The following is a 14849-nucleotide window of genomic DNA, read 5'->3' on the forward strand; positions in this document are numbered from 1 at the left end:
CGCGCTTCACCGCAACCCCCGCAGGATCAGGACCAGGAACATGACGCCGCCCACGCCGCCGGCCGTCAGGCCAATGGGCACTTCGAACGGGTGGATGAGCAGGCGGCCGATGATGTCGCAGGCGAGCAGCAGCGATGCGCCGCCCAGCGCGACGATGGGAAGCGTGCGGCCGAGGTTCTCGCCGTAGCGCAGTGCCACCAGGTTGGGCACGACCAGTCCGACGAATGGAATCGCCCCGACGATGATGACCGTTACGGACACCGTCACCGCGACCAGCACGAGGCCCAGCGCCGCGGTAGCCGCATAGCCGAGCCCCAGGCTGGATGCCATGTCCTCGCCCATGCCGAGCACGGTGAAGCGATGCGCGTACAGATAGGCCAGGGCGACGATGGGCAGGACCAGATAGATGATCTCGTAATGGCCCTGAACGACGCGCGAGAAATCGCCCAGCAGCCAGCCCTGCATGCTTTGCAGGATGTTGTGGCGATAGGCGTAGAACTCGGCCACGGCGCTGAGCACGCTGCCGTACATCAGGCCGACGACCGGCACCAGTACCGTATTGCGCCAGCGAATGCGGCGAATGATGCCTACGTAGAGCAGGCTGGAGGCCAGGCAGAACACCAGCGCGAACAGCATGCGGCTCGTCGTGCCGGCCGCCGGCGCCAGCGTCAGCGACACCAGGATGCCGAGCTTGGCGGCATCCAGCCCACCGGAAGTGCCGGGCTCGACGAAGCGATTGCGCACGATGTGCTGCAGGATGACGCCGCAGACCGACAGGCCCACGCCGGTCAGCACCACGGCCGCCAGGCGTGGCAGGCGGCTGGCCGTCAGCGTCAGCCAGGCGTCGCCCGATCCGGCAAGCGCCTGCGACCACGCCACCGGGCTGGAGCCGACCAGCAGGGAGACGCCGCACAGCATGGCCAGCAGGCAGCACAGGCGCGCGGGCATCAGCGTTCCCGACCGGGCGCCGCCGGCGCGATGCGCCAGCCCTTGGCGGCCTGGCGCTGGGCCAGGAAACGGGCGTAGTGCCCTGCGCTTGCGCGCAACTGCGCGGGCGTTCCCGATTCGACGATCAGGCCGTCTTCCATTACCACGATCTGGTCGGCCATGGACACGGTGGATAGCTGGTGCGCGATCACGATGAGGGTGCGCCGGCCACGCAATCGCGCCAACGTGTCGGCGATGGCCGCCTGGTTCTCGGCGTCGAGCGCGGCAGTGGCTTCGTCCACCAGCAGGATGGGCGCATTCTTGATCAAGGCGCGCGCAATGGCGATGCGCTGCCGTTCTCCGCCGGACAACCGCGCGCCGCCTTCGCCGACCGGCGTCTCCAGCCCTTGCGGCAGGCGCTCGATGATTTCGGTCACGCCGGCCAGGCGCGCGGCTTCCATGAGGTCGGCGTCGCTCGCTTCGGGCCGGCCGAGGCGGATGTTGTCGGCAATGATGCCGGTGAACAGGTAGCTGTCCTGGAAAATCTGGCTGATCTGGCCCGCCAGTTGCGTCTGCGACATGTCGCGTACGTCGACCCCGCCGACCCGCACGCTGCCCTGGTCGGCGTCGAAGAAGCGCGCAATCAGGCGTACCAACGTGGTCTTGCCCGAGCCGGACGCGCCGATCAGTGCCGTCATGCTGCCGGGAGCGACACACAGGTTCACGCCGCGCAGCACATCGGTCTGGCCGGGCGCGTAGCGGAAGCAAACGTCGCGTAGTTCCACGCCGGCGTCCCGCGGCGGCCGCGGCGCTTGTGCCGCCGGCAACGGCGGGACCGCCAGCAGTTCGCGTATGGCGTCGAGCTGGCCGCGCGCGCCGCGCAGCGCTTCGCCGTAGGCGGCGACTTCCAGCAGCGGGTCGATGTAGCGGCCCACCAGCAGCAGTGAGACGACAAGCGCGACGATCTCGGCGGCTGCCAGCGGGTTTGCCAGTTGGACATTGAGCCATAGCGTCGCCGCGACCAGCAGCGCGGCGAACACCGCCTGCACGGCCCAGGCATTGAGAACCGAGGACAGGGATGACAGCAGGATCAGCCGCGTGCCGGAGCGCTGTTGCCGCGCCACGGCCTGCTCGACGAAGCGGGCGCTGGCGCCGTCGCCGTTGAAGGCGCGCAGCACCGACTGGGCCTGCGCGAACTCGACCATGCGCTGGCTGGTATCGGCGAAGTGGCGATGGAAGGCCCGGTCCGCGCGCCCCGACAGCCGTCCACTCAGCGCGAGCACGCCGGCCAGCAAGGGCAGGGCCGCCAGCGCGATCAGGCCCAGTTGCCAGTGCAGCGCGAGCAGGACGGCCACGATGACCACCGGCGTCACCAGACCGCCGATCACGGGCGTGAAGACATGCGCCGGCAATTGAGCCACCGCCATCATGCCCTGGGTGATCAGGTGCCCCAACCAGGCAGTGTTGTCGGCAGTGAACCAGCCCACGGGCAAACGCGCGACGTGGTCGCCCAGTCGCTGGCGCCCGCCTTGCAGCACGCAGACGCCAACGCGCACACCGGCCTGTTCCACATAGCGCCGGCCGATCCAGCAGAGCGCGACCCCGGCCAGCAGTAACGCCAGCCAAGGCAGCGCCGCGCGCGCATCGCCCGCCAGCAGATGGCTGAGCACGGGTACCTGCGCGCTGATGGTCAGGCCGCACAGCAGGCTGTAGGCCACGGCCTGGCAGGCATAGCGGCGCAAGAGGACGGCATCCGGGCCCAGCAATTGCAGCAATGTTCTCAGCATGACGCCTCCTGCAAAGGGGCGCCTGCGTGGCCGCCCAGCCGCCACATGCGCGCATAGCGGCCCTGGCGAGCCAGCAGTTGTTGGTGCGTGCCTTGCTCGACGATCACGCCGCGGTCGAGCACCAGGATGCGATCGGCGTGCATGACGGTATCGAGGCGATGGGCGATGACCAGCACGGTGCGGCCGCGCGCGAAGCGCGACAGCGCGTCCTGGATCGCCACCTCGTTGCCGGCATCCGCGGCGGCGGTGGCTTCGTCCAGAACCAGCACCGGTGCGTCCAGCAACACTGCGCGGGCAATGCTCACGCGCTGGCGTTCGCCGCCGGACAGCTGCGCATCCTCGCCCACCACCGAGTCGTAGCCTCGCGGCAGGGCCAGGATACGTTCATGGATGTTGGCCGCGCGCGCCGCGTCCTCGACTTCGCGTCGGCTTGCCGAAGGCCGTCCCAAGGCGATGTTGTCGTGGAGACTGGCGTGGATCAGGCGCACATCTTGCAGCACGAAGCCGATATGGCGGTACAGCCGCGACGTCTCGATCTGCCGCAGGTCGACGCCGCCGAGCGTGATGCGCCCATCGGTCGGGTCGAAAAAGCGCAGCAGCAATCGCGCCAATGTCGATTTGCCCGAACCGGAGGGACCGACGATCGCCGTCACCGAGCCCGGTTCCACGGTGAAACCGAGATTCGTCAGCGCCGGCTGTTCGGCGTCATAGGCGTAGCTGACGTTTTCGAAACGGACCTCGTGGCCCGTCGGCGGGCTGTGCCGATCGGGCGAGGGCGCCGCCAGCATCGGCGTTCGCAGCAGCGCCTGGACGCGCTGGGCGGCGCCAGCGGCATTACCCAGGTCGTGCAGCAGCGTGTGGAGCAGCAGGACCGGGGCGCAGATGCCCGGCGCCACCAGGGCGAACGGCAGCAGCTCGAGCGGCGTCATCCAGCCCAGCCCCACGAACAATGCGCCGCAGGCCAGCACCAGGCCCAGCACGGTCACCGGCGCGATCATGGCATGGGCATGCGCCATGGCCACGACCAGCGGGCGGGTGAAATCCGCGAATGCCTCGGCAAAGGCGTCAACGGCCTTGCGATACCCGTCATGTGCGCGGCCGTCTGCGCCGAATGCCTTGACCACCGGAATGCCGCTGACGAATTCGATCGTCGCGCTGTTGACCCGTCCAAGGCGGGTGACGAAGGCCTGCATGTTGGCGCCGCTGGCCCGCATGGCGCGGCGCAGGAACAGGAAGAAGCCGGGAAACGGCAACAGCGCGACGATCGCAAGGCGCCAATCCATGGCGAACAGGTAGAGCACGGAGATCAGGATCGCGCCGCCCGCGCGTCCCACCGCGGTGTAGAAGTGCGCGGTCAGGCTGTGCAGGGTGGCGATGTCGTCCTGCATGGCCTGCTTGACCTCGCCCGAGGCGCGGCTGGTGAACCACCCCAGCGGAACCCGCGCCAGCCGGTGCGTGACAGCCAGGCGCAGTTGGGCAGTGAGCCGGTTGTCGGCCAGGTGGGCGAGCAGCTCACCGGTCAAGACCAGCGTCATGCCGGCCAGCAGGCATACGGCGCTGGCGATGGCGACCCGCCAGATTTCATCCCGCGTCGACGCCGCCGCGGCGTGCTCGCCCAGGGCGAGTTGCGCGATATGCGCGATGCCCGCCAAAGGCACGAGCGTCAGCATCGTGCCGATGGCGGCGCAGAGGGCGGCGAGAGCCAGGCGTGCGCGGATGGGTCGCAACAACAGGCTGATCGGGCCGGATTTCTGGGGCGGGGCCGCAGCCGTATCGCGCGTGCTCATGCAAAGAATAAGGCGTCTGAATAATTAGTTGCATGACTATAAACTAAATAAGAGTTACTTGCATCCAACTAAACTAAATGGACAGGCGGATCAAAGTTATTGCGGGTCCGTCGCCATCAGCGGGAATTGCCATATGAAATCGTCACCCCGGTCCGCGGCGCGCGGGCGTCCACCCTCCATCACGCGCGAACGGATCGCGGACGCGGGCATCGCCATCGGCCTGCCGAACATCACCTTCGTCGGCGTTGCCGCGGCGCTGGGGGTCAGCCACATGGCGCTCTACAAGCATGTGCCCAGCCTGGAGGCGCTCAAGCACCTGGTGGCCGAGGAGATCTTCAGCCGCTGGCGAATCCCGCTGCCCTGTGATGACGGACGCAGCGGGTTGAAGGAATACCTGCTCGCGTTCTCGGCGTCGGCCCAGCAATTGGTCAAGCAGAATCTCGGACTGACACCCTACGTGCTGCGTCGGTTGGCCGCGACGCCGCCCATGCTCGTCAAGATCGATGAGCACCAGAGCCGCATCGCGCGCATCTACGGCATTCCGAAGGAGCAGGCGCGCTGGCTGCTGGCCACGGTGGCGTTCCATTGCATCGCGGTGGCGGACACGGTGTATTCGGTGGCGGGCCGCGAACCACTGGTCGAGGCTGAACGCGCGGCGGAAGAGGCCGAGATGGAGGCGGAATTCGCGCAGGGCATGCATGCGCTGATCATGGGCGCGCTCGCCATGCTCGATGCCGGGGCGGTGCCTCAGGCGCAGGGCTGAGGCATGGGCGCCCCTGCCCGCAGGCCAGCTGGCCGGATATGGCCGACACACCCGGGCAACAAAAAACCCGCACAAGCGGGGCTTGTGCGGGTCGTCTGTGTTTTTGCTTGCCTGCGAGCCGCGGTGGGGCTCACAAGCCAAAACTGGCGGAGAGGGTGGGATTCGAACCCACGGTACGGGGATACCGTACGCCTGATTTCGAGTCAGGTACATTCGACCACTCTGCCACCTCTCCGTGGCTGGGTTCCGCAACGGTGAAATTCCAGTGGCCGGCGCCGGGCTTGAGCCCATTGGCGGTTCCTGGTTTCCCACGATCAGATCCCTGGTCGGAAGAATCTGCGTTGTCGGAGCAGCGAAGCCCGCAATTCTACAGTAAAAAAAAGTTTTGTGTAAAGCCCGTCGATATCGGCGGCTACAGCGGGTTTCATCCGCTTCCCAGCTGGGCGATCCTTGCGCAGAATCGGGTTGTTCCGACCCGCCCCGTTTCGCGCCGATGAACCTGATTCTCATCCTGTTGCTGGCCGCCGTCCTGTGCGTGCCCCTGACCCAACGGCTGGGGCTGGGCGCGATCCCGGGCTATCTGGTGGCCGGCGTGCTGGTCGGGCCGTCCTGCCTGAAGCTGGTGACGGACGTGAGCGATATGGTCAACGTCTCGCAATGGGGCGTGGTGATGATGCTGTTCGTCATCGGCCTGGAGTTGGCGCCCAAGCGCCTGTGGGCCATGCGCCGCGAAGTGTTCGCGCTGGGCGCGATGCAGATGCTGGCCTGCGGCCTGCTGCTGGGCCTGGTGTTCGGCGCGGCCCTGCGGCACATGGCAGGCATGGGATGGCAGGCGGCGGTCCTGTGCGGCCTGTCGTTGGCGCTGTCGTCGACGGCGGTGGCGCTGCGGCTGCTGGAGGAGCGCGGCCTGACGCGCACGCCCATGGGCAGGTCGGCGCTGGGGGTGCTGTTGTTCCAGGACATGGCGGCAATCCCGATGCTGGTGGCGGCGGGGCTGTTGGGCGCGGGCGGCGCATCGGCGCCGTCCTTCAAGGAAGCGCTGGTCGCCGTCGCGGTGGTGGCGGTGGCCTACCGTTTGCGCCTCCTGGGCTGGGCAGCCAAGGCGCAACTGAAGGAATTGTTCACGGCGGCGGCGCTGCTGATGGTGGTGGGCACCGCCCAACTGTTCGACTATGCGGGCTTGTCGGCCGGCCTGGGCGGTTTCCTGGTCGGCGTGCTGATGGCCGAATCGCGCTACCGCGACGAGTTGGAAACCGCCATCGAGCCCTTCAAGGGGTTGCTGCTGGGCCTGTTCTTCGTCGCGATCGGCATGTCCGTGAACCTGAGCGTGGTCGCGGACCACTGGGCCTTCATCCTGGCGGGGGTGAGCGCGCTGCTGGCGGTCAAGGTGGCGGTGCTGTATGGCTTTGCGCGCGTGCTCGGCCTGCCCCGCTACCACCGCCTGTTGTTCGCGATGGTGCTGGCGCAGGGCGGCGAATTCAGCTTCGCGATCTTCAACGAAGCCTGGGACAACCACTTGATGGACCTGGATCAGCGCGACGTGCTGGCGGTGGTGGTGGCGGTGTCGATGGGGGTGGTGCCCATCCTGATCAAGCTGCTCGAACGGGTGCCCGAACGCCTGGGCGGCATGGCGGACCTGCCCGAGCCGGAGCCGGACCCGGCGACGGCCGGCGGGCGGGCGGATGCGTCGCCGCGCGCACTGTCGCCCGCCACGGCGGATACAGCGACGGATACAGCGCCGGGCCGGCCGCGCGCTTGACCCCGCGCGCCGTGGGGGCATGGCATCATGGGCGCCTTGCCGGGCAGCTACACTTGACGCAGTTTTTCAGTCCGTGTTTCGCCCACGGCGCCGGCCGGCGTGTTCCGGCCGCCGTCCGCCCTTCGCGCCCCGCCACAGGAGAACATCTATGCTCAAAGGAAAAGTCGCAGTCGTCACCGGTTCCACCAGCGGGATCGGCCTGGGTATCGCCACCGCGCTGGCCGCGCAGGGCGCCGATATCGTGCTGAACGGTTTCGGCGACGCCGCCGAGATCGAAAAGGTCCGCGCCGGCCTGGCCGCCCAGCATGGCGTCAAGGTGCTGCACGACGGCGCCGACCTGTCCAAGGGCGACGCCGTGCGCGGCCTGGTCGACAACGCGGTGCGCCAGATGGGCCGCATCGACATCCTGGTCAACAACGCCGGCATCCAGCATACCGCCCTGATCGAGGATTTCCCCACCGAAAAATGGGATGCCATCCTGGCGCTGAACCTGTCGGCCGTGTTCCACGGCACCGCCGCCGCGCTGCCGCACATGAAGAAGCAGGGCTTCGGCCGCATCATCAACATCGCCTCGGCCCACGGCCTGGTGGCTTCGGCCAACAAGTCGGCCTACGTCGCCGCCAAGCACGGCGTGGTCGGCTTCACCAAGGTGACCGCGCTGGAAACCGCCGGTCAGGGCATCACCGCCAACGCCATCTGCCCGGGCTGGGTGCGCACTCCGCTGGTCGAAAAGCAGATCTCGGCGCTGGCCGAGAAGAACGGCGTCGACCAGGAAACCGCCGCGCGTGAACTGCTCGGCGAAAAGCAGCCGTCGCTGCAGTTCGTCACGCCCGAACAACTGGGCGGCACGGCCGTCTTCCTGGCCTCCGATGCCGCCGCGCAAATCACCGGCACCACCGTCTCCGTCGATGGCGGCTGGACGGCGCGCTGATCAAAGGAATCTTCGAATGCTGTTTCTGCTTTCCCCCGCCAAGAAGCTGGACTACGACTCGCCGGTGCATGTCGAGACCCATACCCAGCCGCTGTTCGTGGACCAGGCCGCCGCCCTGATCAAGGTGCTCAAGACCAAGACCGCGGACGATATATCCGAACTGATGAGCCTGAGCCCGGCGCTGTCCGAGCTCAATGTGCAGCGCTATGCGCATTGGAAGCGCACCTTCACGCAGGCCAATTCGCGCCAGGCCGTGCTGGCTTTCAACGGCGACGTGTACGAAGGCCTGGAGGCCTCGACGCTGTCGGCCAAGCAGCTGGACTGGGCCCAGGAACACGTGGCCATCCTCAGCGGCCTGTACGGCGTGCTGCGGCCGCTGGACCTGATGCAGCCGTACCGCCTGGAAATGGGCACGCGCCTGGAAACGTCCAAGGGCAAGAACCTGTACGAATACTGGGGCAGCGGCATCGCCGACTACCTGAACGAACGCCAGGCCGGGCAGAAGGCGCCGGTCATCGTCAACCTGGCGTCCGAAGAGTATTTCAAGGCGGTCGACCTGAAGGCGCTCAAGGCGCGCGTGGTGCAGTGCGTGTTCCAGGACTGGAAGAACGGCGCCTGGAAGATCATCAGCTTCCACGCCAAGCGCGCGCGCGGCCTGATGGCGCGCTACGCCATCCTGCACAAGGTGTCCAAGCCCGAAGGCCTGCACGGCTTCGACCTGGAAGGCTACAGGTACGACGCCTCGGCCTCGACCGAGGACAGGCTGGTGTTTCGCCGCAAGCTCTGAGCGGGACGCGGGTAGCGCGGAAAACCGGCCCCGAAAGGGCCGGTTTTTTTTGTTCTCGCGGAGCGCGGCGGCTCGATTCAGGCCGGCGCCGCGACAGGCGGCGCGTGCTGCGGATCGGCCAGCGCCAGCAGTTCCTGGCGGATCATGTGCGCGGCCTTGATCATCTGCTTGACCGGATAGACCAGCGCCGCCTGCTCGCCTTCGGTGTCGAACTGGGTGGGCAGGTCGGCGGGGGCCTGCGCGCGGTTCTCGTCGAGCAGGTCGACCATGCCGGCCAGCGCCCGCTGCACCGCCTCGGGCGTGGCGGGCAGGGCGGCCAGGATGGGAATGGCGGCGGTGATCTGCGAGGCCAGCACGTGGTTCTGGATCAGCAGGTTGTTCAGCTCGGGCACGCTGACCTGGTGCGACTTGGGTTCGCTCATCATGCGATAGAAGGCCTCGGCGAAATTGCTGAAGGCGATGTGCACGTTCTTGCGCGCCAGGCGCCAGGCAATGTCGGCGTCGGTGACCGCGGGCGTCGCGTCGGCGGCCGCGCCCATCGGCGCGCCGTGTGCCTGCATCGCTTCCACGTAGCGCATGCCGGCCATCAGGTATTCACGATTGGCGCGCGTGGCGGCGGCGGCCAGCGGCTTGAGGTAGCGCGCTTCCCACCAGGGCAGGATGTAGCTGCACACCAGCGCCAGCGTGCAGCCGATCAGCGTATCGATGGCGCGTTCGCCGATCACCGCCATCGACACCGTGCCGGGCGAGACGAAGTGGAACACCAGCACCACGAACAGGGTGTTGAAGATGGCGCTGGCCATGTAGTTCAGCTGCACCATGCTGTTGCCCATGACGCAGGCGCCCAGCAGCACCGCGAACAGGATCTCGGGGCGGTCGGTGACGTTGAACAGCAGCAGCGCGCAGATGCAGCCGATCAGCGTGCCCATCAGGCGCCAGCCGTTGCGCTGGCGGGTCAGCGCGAAGCCCGGCTTCATGATGATGACGATGGTCAGCATGATCCAGTAGTTGTGCGCCGAGAACGCCGGCGACAGCCAGCGGCTGGCCAGCGTCATGGCGATGGCGGCCGCCGCGGTCACGCGCAGCGCATAGCGAAAGTGCGGCGAATCCAGGCGCAGGTTGCTGGTCAGCAGGCCGAAGCGGAATTCCTGGCGCGAGATGAAGCGCGTCAGCGACTTGTTGATGCGCAGCACGTCGGTGGGCTTGGCGTGAGGCGAGGCGGCGGTGTGGTCGGCCAGGCGGTCGACGATGCGGGCCGAGTTGCGCAGCCGGCGCAGCACCTGCACGATCAGCGCCAGCATCTCGGGCTCGCGCTCGCCCAGGCCCTGCTGCTTGAGTTGCTCGATCTCGTACTCGATGGCGCGCAGTTCGGCCTTGGCGCTGCTGCGGTACTGCACCTTGCGGCCGCGCGACACGTCCAGCGCGATGCGGTTCAGCTCCAGCGACATCTTCACCAGCGCGTCGCGCATGAACATCAGGCAGTCGTTGCCGGCCAGCGCGCGCCGCAGCGCGGCGTAGTCGGTGTGGGTGGCCACCAGCGTATCCAGCAGTTGCAGCATGTCGACGAACATGTTCCAGATCATCACGCGCTGGCGGTCGCCCAGGCCCTTGCCGCGGGGCAGGGCGCGCAGCACCATGTCGCGAGCGGCCTGGTGCTTTTCGGTCATGACGGACTGCCGCTGGATCAGATTGCGGTAGGCCTCGTCCAGGTCCGCCGTTTCGTCGTAGAAGGCGGCGCGCGCGGCGACGTAGTCGGCGGTGGCGAACAGCGCCACCGACATCGCCTGCTGTTCTTCCCGCAGCCAGAACAGCCGTGAAAATCCCAGACTGAATGCCACGTAGAACAGCGCCCCGCCCAGCGTCGCGGCGGCATGCGCCAGCACCTCGTGCGGTTCCAGCGGCGAATGCATGGTCAGCGTCATCAGCAGCAGGCCGGCAAAGCCGATCAGGCCGCCGCGCTTGCCGAACACCGTGAACATGGAATAGACGAAGCACTGCGCGATGACCACCAGCCAGATCAGCACCGGGTTGGTCGAGGCCAGACCGGTGATGATGACGGTCAGCGTGCCCAGCGCGGCGCCGCCCAGCATCTCGTTGGTGCGGTGCCGCTGCGGGCCCCCGGGCTGGTCGATGATGGCCAGGCACTGGGCGCCGAAGGTGGCGACCAGGCCGGTGGTGTAGTGGCCGAACAGCCCGCCCAGCACCAGCACCGGCAACAGCATGCCGACTCCCTGCCGCACCCCTCCGAAGAAGTAGTGGCTGTAGAGAAAGCGGCGAATGCTGGCAATGCGCAGATCCATGGACGGCGGGGCTCGAATCCGGGTGACGCGTCAAGTATAGAGAGAGCGGTCGCGTTTTAGGGGCCAGATGGTTACCAGACTTTCCCGCATGGCCGGGCGCGACTTCCGTGCAACGTCCGCGAAACCTCGATTTGCTAGCTTTGACGCAACGCGGTAAATTGCTCCACTTGCGCCGGTCTGCCTATCCGAAACCGGCGCGATGAGGCGGATGGCCAGGGTCACCTCCCAGCCATCCCGCAGCAGATACATTTGCCGTTGGCCGCGCCACAAGCGTGTGTTGCCAAGGCTTCCATTTCGACCTCCAGCGTCCCCCAGGGGCGTTTGCACTGCGTTCTGTCGAACGTGTGCCGGGTCGGCAGGGTGTCCGGGTGGCGTGGCTCCGTGAGCCGCTAAGCGCCGGATCATGTTGCCGCAGCCGGCATGGGTTCAGTTGCCGCCGTATCCGGGCGCGCAGCAGTCAGGGTTGCAGGGCCGGTTTTGAAAGGAATGACAACATGGAAATGAATGGCGCCGATATCGTCGTGCGCTGCCTGGCCGATGAAGGCGTGGAACACGTTTTCGGCTACCCTGGCGGCGCGGTGCTCTACATCTACGACGCGATTTTCAAGCAGGACAAATTCCAGCATATCCTGGTTCGTCACGAGCAAGCCGCCGTGCACGCGGCCGATGCCTATTCGCGCTCGTCGCAGAAGGTCGGCGTCTGCATCGTGACCAGCGGTCCGGGCGTGACCAATGCCGTCACCGGCATCGCCACCGCCTACATGGACTCCATCCCCATGGTCATCATCAGCGGGCAGGTGCCCACTGCGGCCATCGGCGAGGACGCTTTCCAGGAATGCGACACCGTCGGCATCACCCGTCCCTGCGTCAAGCACAACTTCCTGGTGCGTGACGTCAAGGACCTGGCCGAAACCATGCGCCGCGCGTTCTACATCGCGCGCACCGGCCGTCCCGGCCCGGTGCTGGTGGACATCCCCAAGGACATCACCGTCGCGCAGTGCAAGTACACCCCGCCCAAGGGCGAGATCTCGATGCGTTCCTATGCGCCCGTCAACAAGGGCCACCAGGGGCAGATCAAGAAAGCCGTGCAGATGCTGCTGGCCGCCGAGCGGCCGATGATCTACACCGGCGGCGGGGTCATCCTGTCGAACGCCGCGCCCGAGCTGAACAAGCTCGTCTCGCAACTGGGCGCGCCCTGCACCAGCACCCTGATGGGCCTGGGCGGCTTCCCGGCCAGCAGCGGCCAGTTCGTCGGCATGCCCGGCATGCACGGCACCTACGAGGCCAACATGGCGATGCAGCACTGCGACGTGCTGCTGGCCATCGGCGCCCGTTTCGACGACCGCGTGATCGGCAACCCCAAGCACTTCGCCCAGAACGCCCGCAAGATCATCCATATCGATATCGACCCGTCGTCGATCTCCAAGCGCGTGCGCGTGGACGTCCCGATCGTCGGCAACGTCAAGGATGTGCTGGCCGACCTGAGCGCGCAGTACGAGGCCGCCTCGGCCGAGCACAAGCCGGCTTCCATCGCCAAGTGGTGGGAACAGGTCGAGACCTGGCGCGGCAAGGAATGCCTGAAGTTCGCCAATTCGGACGAAGTCATCAAACCGCAATTCGTGGTGGAAAAGCTCTGGGAAGTGACCGGCGGCGACGCCTTCGTCACCTCCGACGTGGGCCAGCACCAGATGTGGGCCGCGCAGTACTACAAGTTCGACAAGCCGCGCCGCTGGATCAATTCCGGCGGCCTGGGCACCATGGGCGTGGGCCTGCCATACGCCATGGGCGTGCAGATGGCCAATCCGGGTCATGACATCGCCGTGATCACCGGCGAGGCCTCGATCCAGATGAACATCCAGGAACTGTCGACCTGCGCCCAGTACCGCCTGACGCCCAAGATCGTCTGCCTGAACAACCGCTTCCTGGGCATGGTGCGGCAGTGGCAGCAGATCGACTACGGCTCGCGCTATTCCGAGTCGTACATGGATTCGCTGCCCGACTTCGTCAAGGTGGCCGAGGCCTACGGCCACGTGGGCCTGCGCATCGAGCGCCCGGCCGACGTCGAGCCGGCGCTGCGCGAAGCGTTCAAGAAACACAAGGAGCGCCTGGTCTTCCTGGACTTCATCACCGACCGCACCGAAAACGTGTGGCCGATGGTCAAGGCCGGCCGCGGGCTGACCGAAATGCTGCTCGGCTCTGAAGACCTGTAAGGAGGCCACCATGAAGCACGTGATTTCCGTCCTCCTCGAGAACGAGCCCGGCGCGCTGTCGCGCGTGGTCGGCCTGTTTTCGGCGCGGGGCTACAACATCGAGACCCTGACCGTGGCGCCGACCGAGGACGCCACGCTGTCGCGCATGACCATCGTCACCACCGGCTCGGATGAAGTCATCGAGCAGATCACCAAGCACCTGAACCGCCTGGTGGACGTGGTCAAGGTCGTGGACCTGACCGAAGGCGCGCACATCGAGCGCGAGCTGATGCTCGTGAAGGTGCGCGCGGTCGGCAAGGAACGCGAGGAAATGAAGCGCATGGCGGACATCTTCCGCGGGCGCATCATCGACGTCACCGACAAGTCCTACACCATCGAATTGACCGGGGTGCAGGAAAAAGTACAGGCCTTCCTGGAGGCCCTGGACCGCAGTGCCATTCTGGAAACCGTGCGCACCGGCGTGTCCGGCATCGGCCGCGGTGAACGGATCCTGAAGCTTTGACCGGCCTTCCAGGCCAAGCCGCACCCTACATCCCGAACCAACGAATATCCAAAAATATCTGGAGCACCCCATGAAAGTTTTCTACGACAAAGACTGCGACCTCTCCCTCATCAAAGGCAAGACCGTTGCCATCATCGGCTACGGCTCGCAAGGCCACGCCCATGCCCAGAACCTGAATGATTCGGGCGTGAAGGTCATCGTCGGCCTGCGCAAGGGCGGCGCCTCGTGGGACAAGGCCGCCAACGCCGGCCTGCAGGTCAAGGAAGTGGCGGAAGCCGTCAAGGCCGCCGACATCGTCATGATGCTGCTGCCCGACGAGAACATCGCCTCGGTCTACAACAAGGAAGTGCACGCCAACATCAAGGCCGGCGCCGCCCTGGCCTTCGCCCACGGCTTCAACGTCCACTACGGCCAGGTCGTGCCGCGCGAAGACATCGACGTCATCATGATCGCCCCGAAGGCCCCCGGCCACACGGTGCGCAACACCTACAAGCAGGGTGGCGGCGTGCCCCACCTGGTCGCGGTCTACCAGGACAAGTCGGGCGCCGCGCGCGACGTGGCCCTGTCGTACGCCAGCGCCAACGGCGGTGGCCGTGCCGGCATCATCGAAACCAACTTCCGTGAAGAAACCGAAACCGACCTGTTCGGCGAACAGGCCGTGCTGTGCGGCGGCACCGTCGAACTGATCAAGGCCGGTTTCGACACGCTGGTGGAAGCCGGCTACGCGCCCGAAATGGCGTACTTCGAGTGCCTGCACGAACTGAAGCTGATCGTCGACCTGATCTACGAAGGCGGCATCGCCAACATGAACTACTCGATCTCGAACAACGCCGAGTTCGGCGAGTACGAGACCGGCCCGAAGATCGTCACCGACGAAACCCGCAAGGCCATGCGCCAGTGCCTGACGGACATCCAGACCGGCGAATACGCCAAGAAGTTCATCCTGGAAAACGCCGCCGGCGCCCCGACGCTGACCTCGCGCCGCCGCATCAACGCGGAATCGCAGATCGAAGTGGTGGGCGGCAAGCTGCGCGCCATGATGCCCTGGATCGCCGCCAACAAGCTGGTGGACAAGTCCAAGAACTGATCCCGGTTT

11 protein-coding genes and 1 tRNA gene are annotated in these 14849 nt (G+C 66.6%); 7 read left to right on the plus strand and 5 right to left on the minus strand.

Annotated elements, in window-relative coordinates:
• Positions 1-6: 6 nt before the first annotated feature.
• Genes AT699_RS06280 through AT699_RS06290 form a run of 3 tightly spaced genes read right to left on the minus strand, consistent with a single transcriptional unit; the run spans position 7 to position 4501 of the window.
• Positions 7-948: an ABC transporter permease gene (locus tag AT699_RS06280; protein WP_024068011.1), complete on the minus strand. Its 942-nt coding sequence runs from the start codon at positions 946-948 to the stop codon at positions 7-9.
• A complete protein-coding gene (locus tag AT699_RS06285; protein ID WP_024068012.1) occupies positions 948-2714 on the minus strand; it encodes an ABC transporter ATP-binding protein in 1767 nt (588 codons plus the stop codon). Before AT699_RS06285 ends, AT699_RS06280 begins: the two co-directional genes overlap by 1 nt.
• Entirely contained in the window at positions 2708-4501 is a 1794-nt protein-coding gene (locus AT699_RS06290; RefSeq protein ID WP_058207254.1) for an ABC transporter ATP-binding protein, read from the minus strand. Before AT699_RS06290 ends, AT699_RS06285 begins: the two co-directional genes overlap by 7 nt.
• A 133-nt stretch (positions 4502-4634) precedes the next feature.
• Here AT699_RS06290 and AT699_RS06295 point away from each other — a divergent pair, with 133 nt between their 5' ends.
• Positions 4635-5264: a TetR/AcrR family transcriptional regulator gene (locus AT699_RS06295; protein ID WP_006389111.1), complete on the plus strand. Its 630-nt coding sequence runs from the start codon at positions 4635-4637 to the stop codon at positions 5262-5264.
• A gap of 144 nt (positions 5265-5408) precedes the next feature.
• Here the strand turns inward: AT699_RS06295 and AT699_RS06300 are convergent.
• Positions 5409-5499, minus strand: a tRNA-Ser gene (locus AT699_RS06300).
• Positions 5500-5757: 258 nt separating this feature from the next.
• On the opposite strand from AT699_RS06300, the gene AT699_RS06305 reads away from it, so the two are divergent.
• From AT699_RS06305 to yaaA, 3 genes are all read left to right on the plus strand, one after another.
• On the plus strand, positions 5758-7023 hold the full coding sequence (locus AT699_RS06305; RefSeq protein ID WP_024068015.1) for a cation:proton antiporter domain-containing protein: 1266 nt from the start codon (positions 5758-5760) through the stop codon (positions 7021-7023).
• Positions 7024-7171: 148 nt separating this feature from the next.
• On the plus strand, positions 7172-7954 hold the full coding sequence (locus AT699_RS06310) for a 3-hydroxybutyrate dehydrogenase (RefSeq protein WP_024068016.1): 783 nt from the start codon (positions 7172-7174) through the stop codon (positions 7952-7954).
• A gap of 16 nt (positions 7955-7970) precedes the next feature.
• Positions 7971-8741, plus strand: coding sequence for a peroxide stress protein YaaA (gene yaaA, locus AT699_RS06315; protein ID WP_024068017.1), 771 nt, complete (start codon positions 7971-7973; stop codon positions 8739-8741).
• Positions 8742-8818: 77 nt separating this feature from the next.
• Here the strand turns inward: yaaA and AT699_RS06320 are convergent, their stop codons facing one another.
• Positions 8819-11041 (minus strand): FUSC family protein, encoded by a 2223-nt coding sequence (locus AT699_RS06320; protein ID WP_024068018.1) that lies wholly within the window; start codon positions 11039-11041, stop codon positions 8819-8821.
• Between the two features lie 494 nt (positions 11042-11535).
• Here AT699_RS06320 and AT699_RS06325 point away from each other — a divergent pair, with 494 nt between their 5' ends.
• The 3 genes from AT699_RS06325 (at position 11536) to ilvC (ending at position 14840) form a co-directional block, all read left to right on the plus strand.
• On the plus strand, positions 11536-13251 hold the full coding sequence (locus tag AT699_RS06325) for an acetolactate synthase 3 catalytic subunit (RefSeq protein WP_006389116.1): 1716 nt from the start codon (positions 11536-11538) through the stop codon (positions 13249-13251).
• A 10-nt stretch (positions 13252-13261) separates the two neighbouring features.
• Positions 13262-13753 (plus strand): acetolactate synthase small subunit, encoded by a 492-nt coding sequence (gene ilvN / locus AT699_RS06330; protein WP_006389117.1) that lies wholly within the window; start codon positions 13262-13264, stop codon positions 13751-13753.
• 70 nt (positions 13754-13823) lie between these two features.
• Positions 13824-14840, plus strand: coding sequence for a ketol-acid reductoisomerase (gene ilvC / locus AT699_RS06335; RefSeq protein WP_006389118.1), 1017 nt, complete (start codon positions 13824-13826; stop codon positions 14838-14840).
• The last annotated feature ends 9 nt before the right edge of the window (positions 14841-14849 follow it).

This window comes from Achromobacter xylosoxidans (assembly GCF_001457475.1).
GTDB lineage: Bacteria > Pseudomonadota > Gammaproteobacteria > Burkholderiales > Burkholderiaceae_B > Achromobacter > Achromobacter xylosoxidans.

Excerpts from the sequence above, each read along its gene's own strand:
- AT699_RS06280 (WP_024068011.1), bottom strand. The coding sequence starts at position 948 with ATGCCCGCGCGCCTGTGCTGCCTGCTGGCCATGCTGTGCGGCGTCTCC.
- AT699_RS06285 (WP_024068012.1), bottom strand. The coding sequence starts at position 2,714 with ATGCTGAGAACATTGCTGCAATTGCTGGGCCCGGATGCCGTCCTCTTG.
- AT699_RS06290 (WP_058207254.1), bottom strand. The coding sequence starts at position 4,501 with ATGAGCACGCGCGATACGGCTGCGGCCCCGCCCCAGAAATCCGGCCCG.
- AT699_RS06295 (WP_006389111.1), top strand. The coding sequence starts at position 4,635 with ATGAAATCGTCACCCCGGTCCGCGGCGCGCGGGCGTCCACCCTCCATC.
- AT699_RS06305 (WP_024068015.1), top strand. The coding sequence starts at position 5,758 with ATGAACCTGATTCTCATCCTGTTGCTGGCCGCCGTCCTGTGCGTGCCC.
- AT699_RS06310 (WP_024068016.1), top strand. The coding sequence starts at position 7,172 with ATGCTCAAAGGAAAAGTCGCAGTCGTCACCGGTTCCACCAGCGGGATC.
- yaaA (WP_024068017.1), top strand. The coding sequence starts at position 7,971 with ATGCTGTTTCTGCTTTCCCCCGCCAAGAAGCTGGACTACGACTCGCCG.
- AT699_RS06320 (WP_024068018.1), bottom strand. The coding sequence starts at position 11,041 with ATGGATCTGCGCATTGCCAGCATTCGCCGCTTTCTCTACAGCCACTAC.
- AT699_RS06325 (WP_006389116.1), top strand. The coding sequence starts at position 11,536 with ATGGAAATGAATGGCGCCGATATCGTCGTGCGCTGCCTGGCCGATGAA.
- ilvN (WP_006389117.1), top strand. The coding sequence starts at position 13,262 with ATGAAGCACGTGATTTCCGTCCTCCTCGAGAACGAGCCCGGCGCGCTG.
- ilvC (WP_006389118.1), top strand. The coding sequence starts at position 13,824 with ATGAAAGTTTTCTACGACAAAGACTGCGACCTCTCCCTCATCAAAGGC.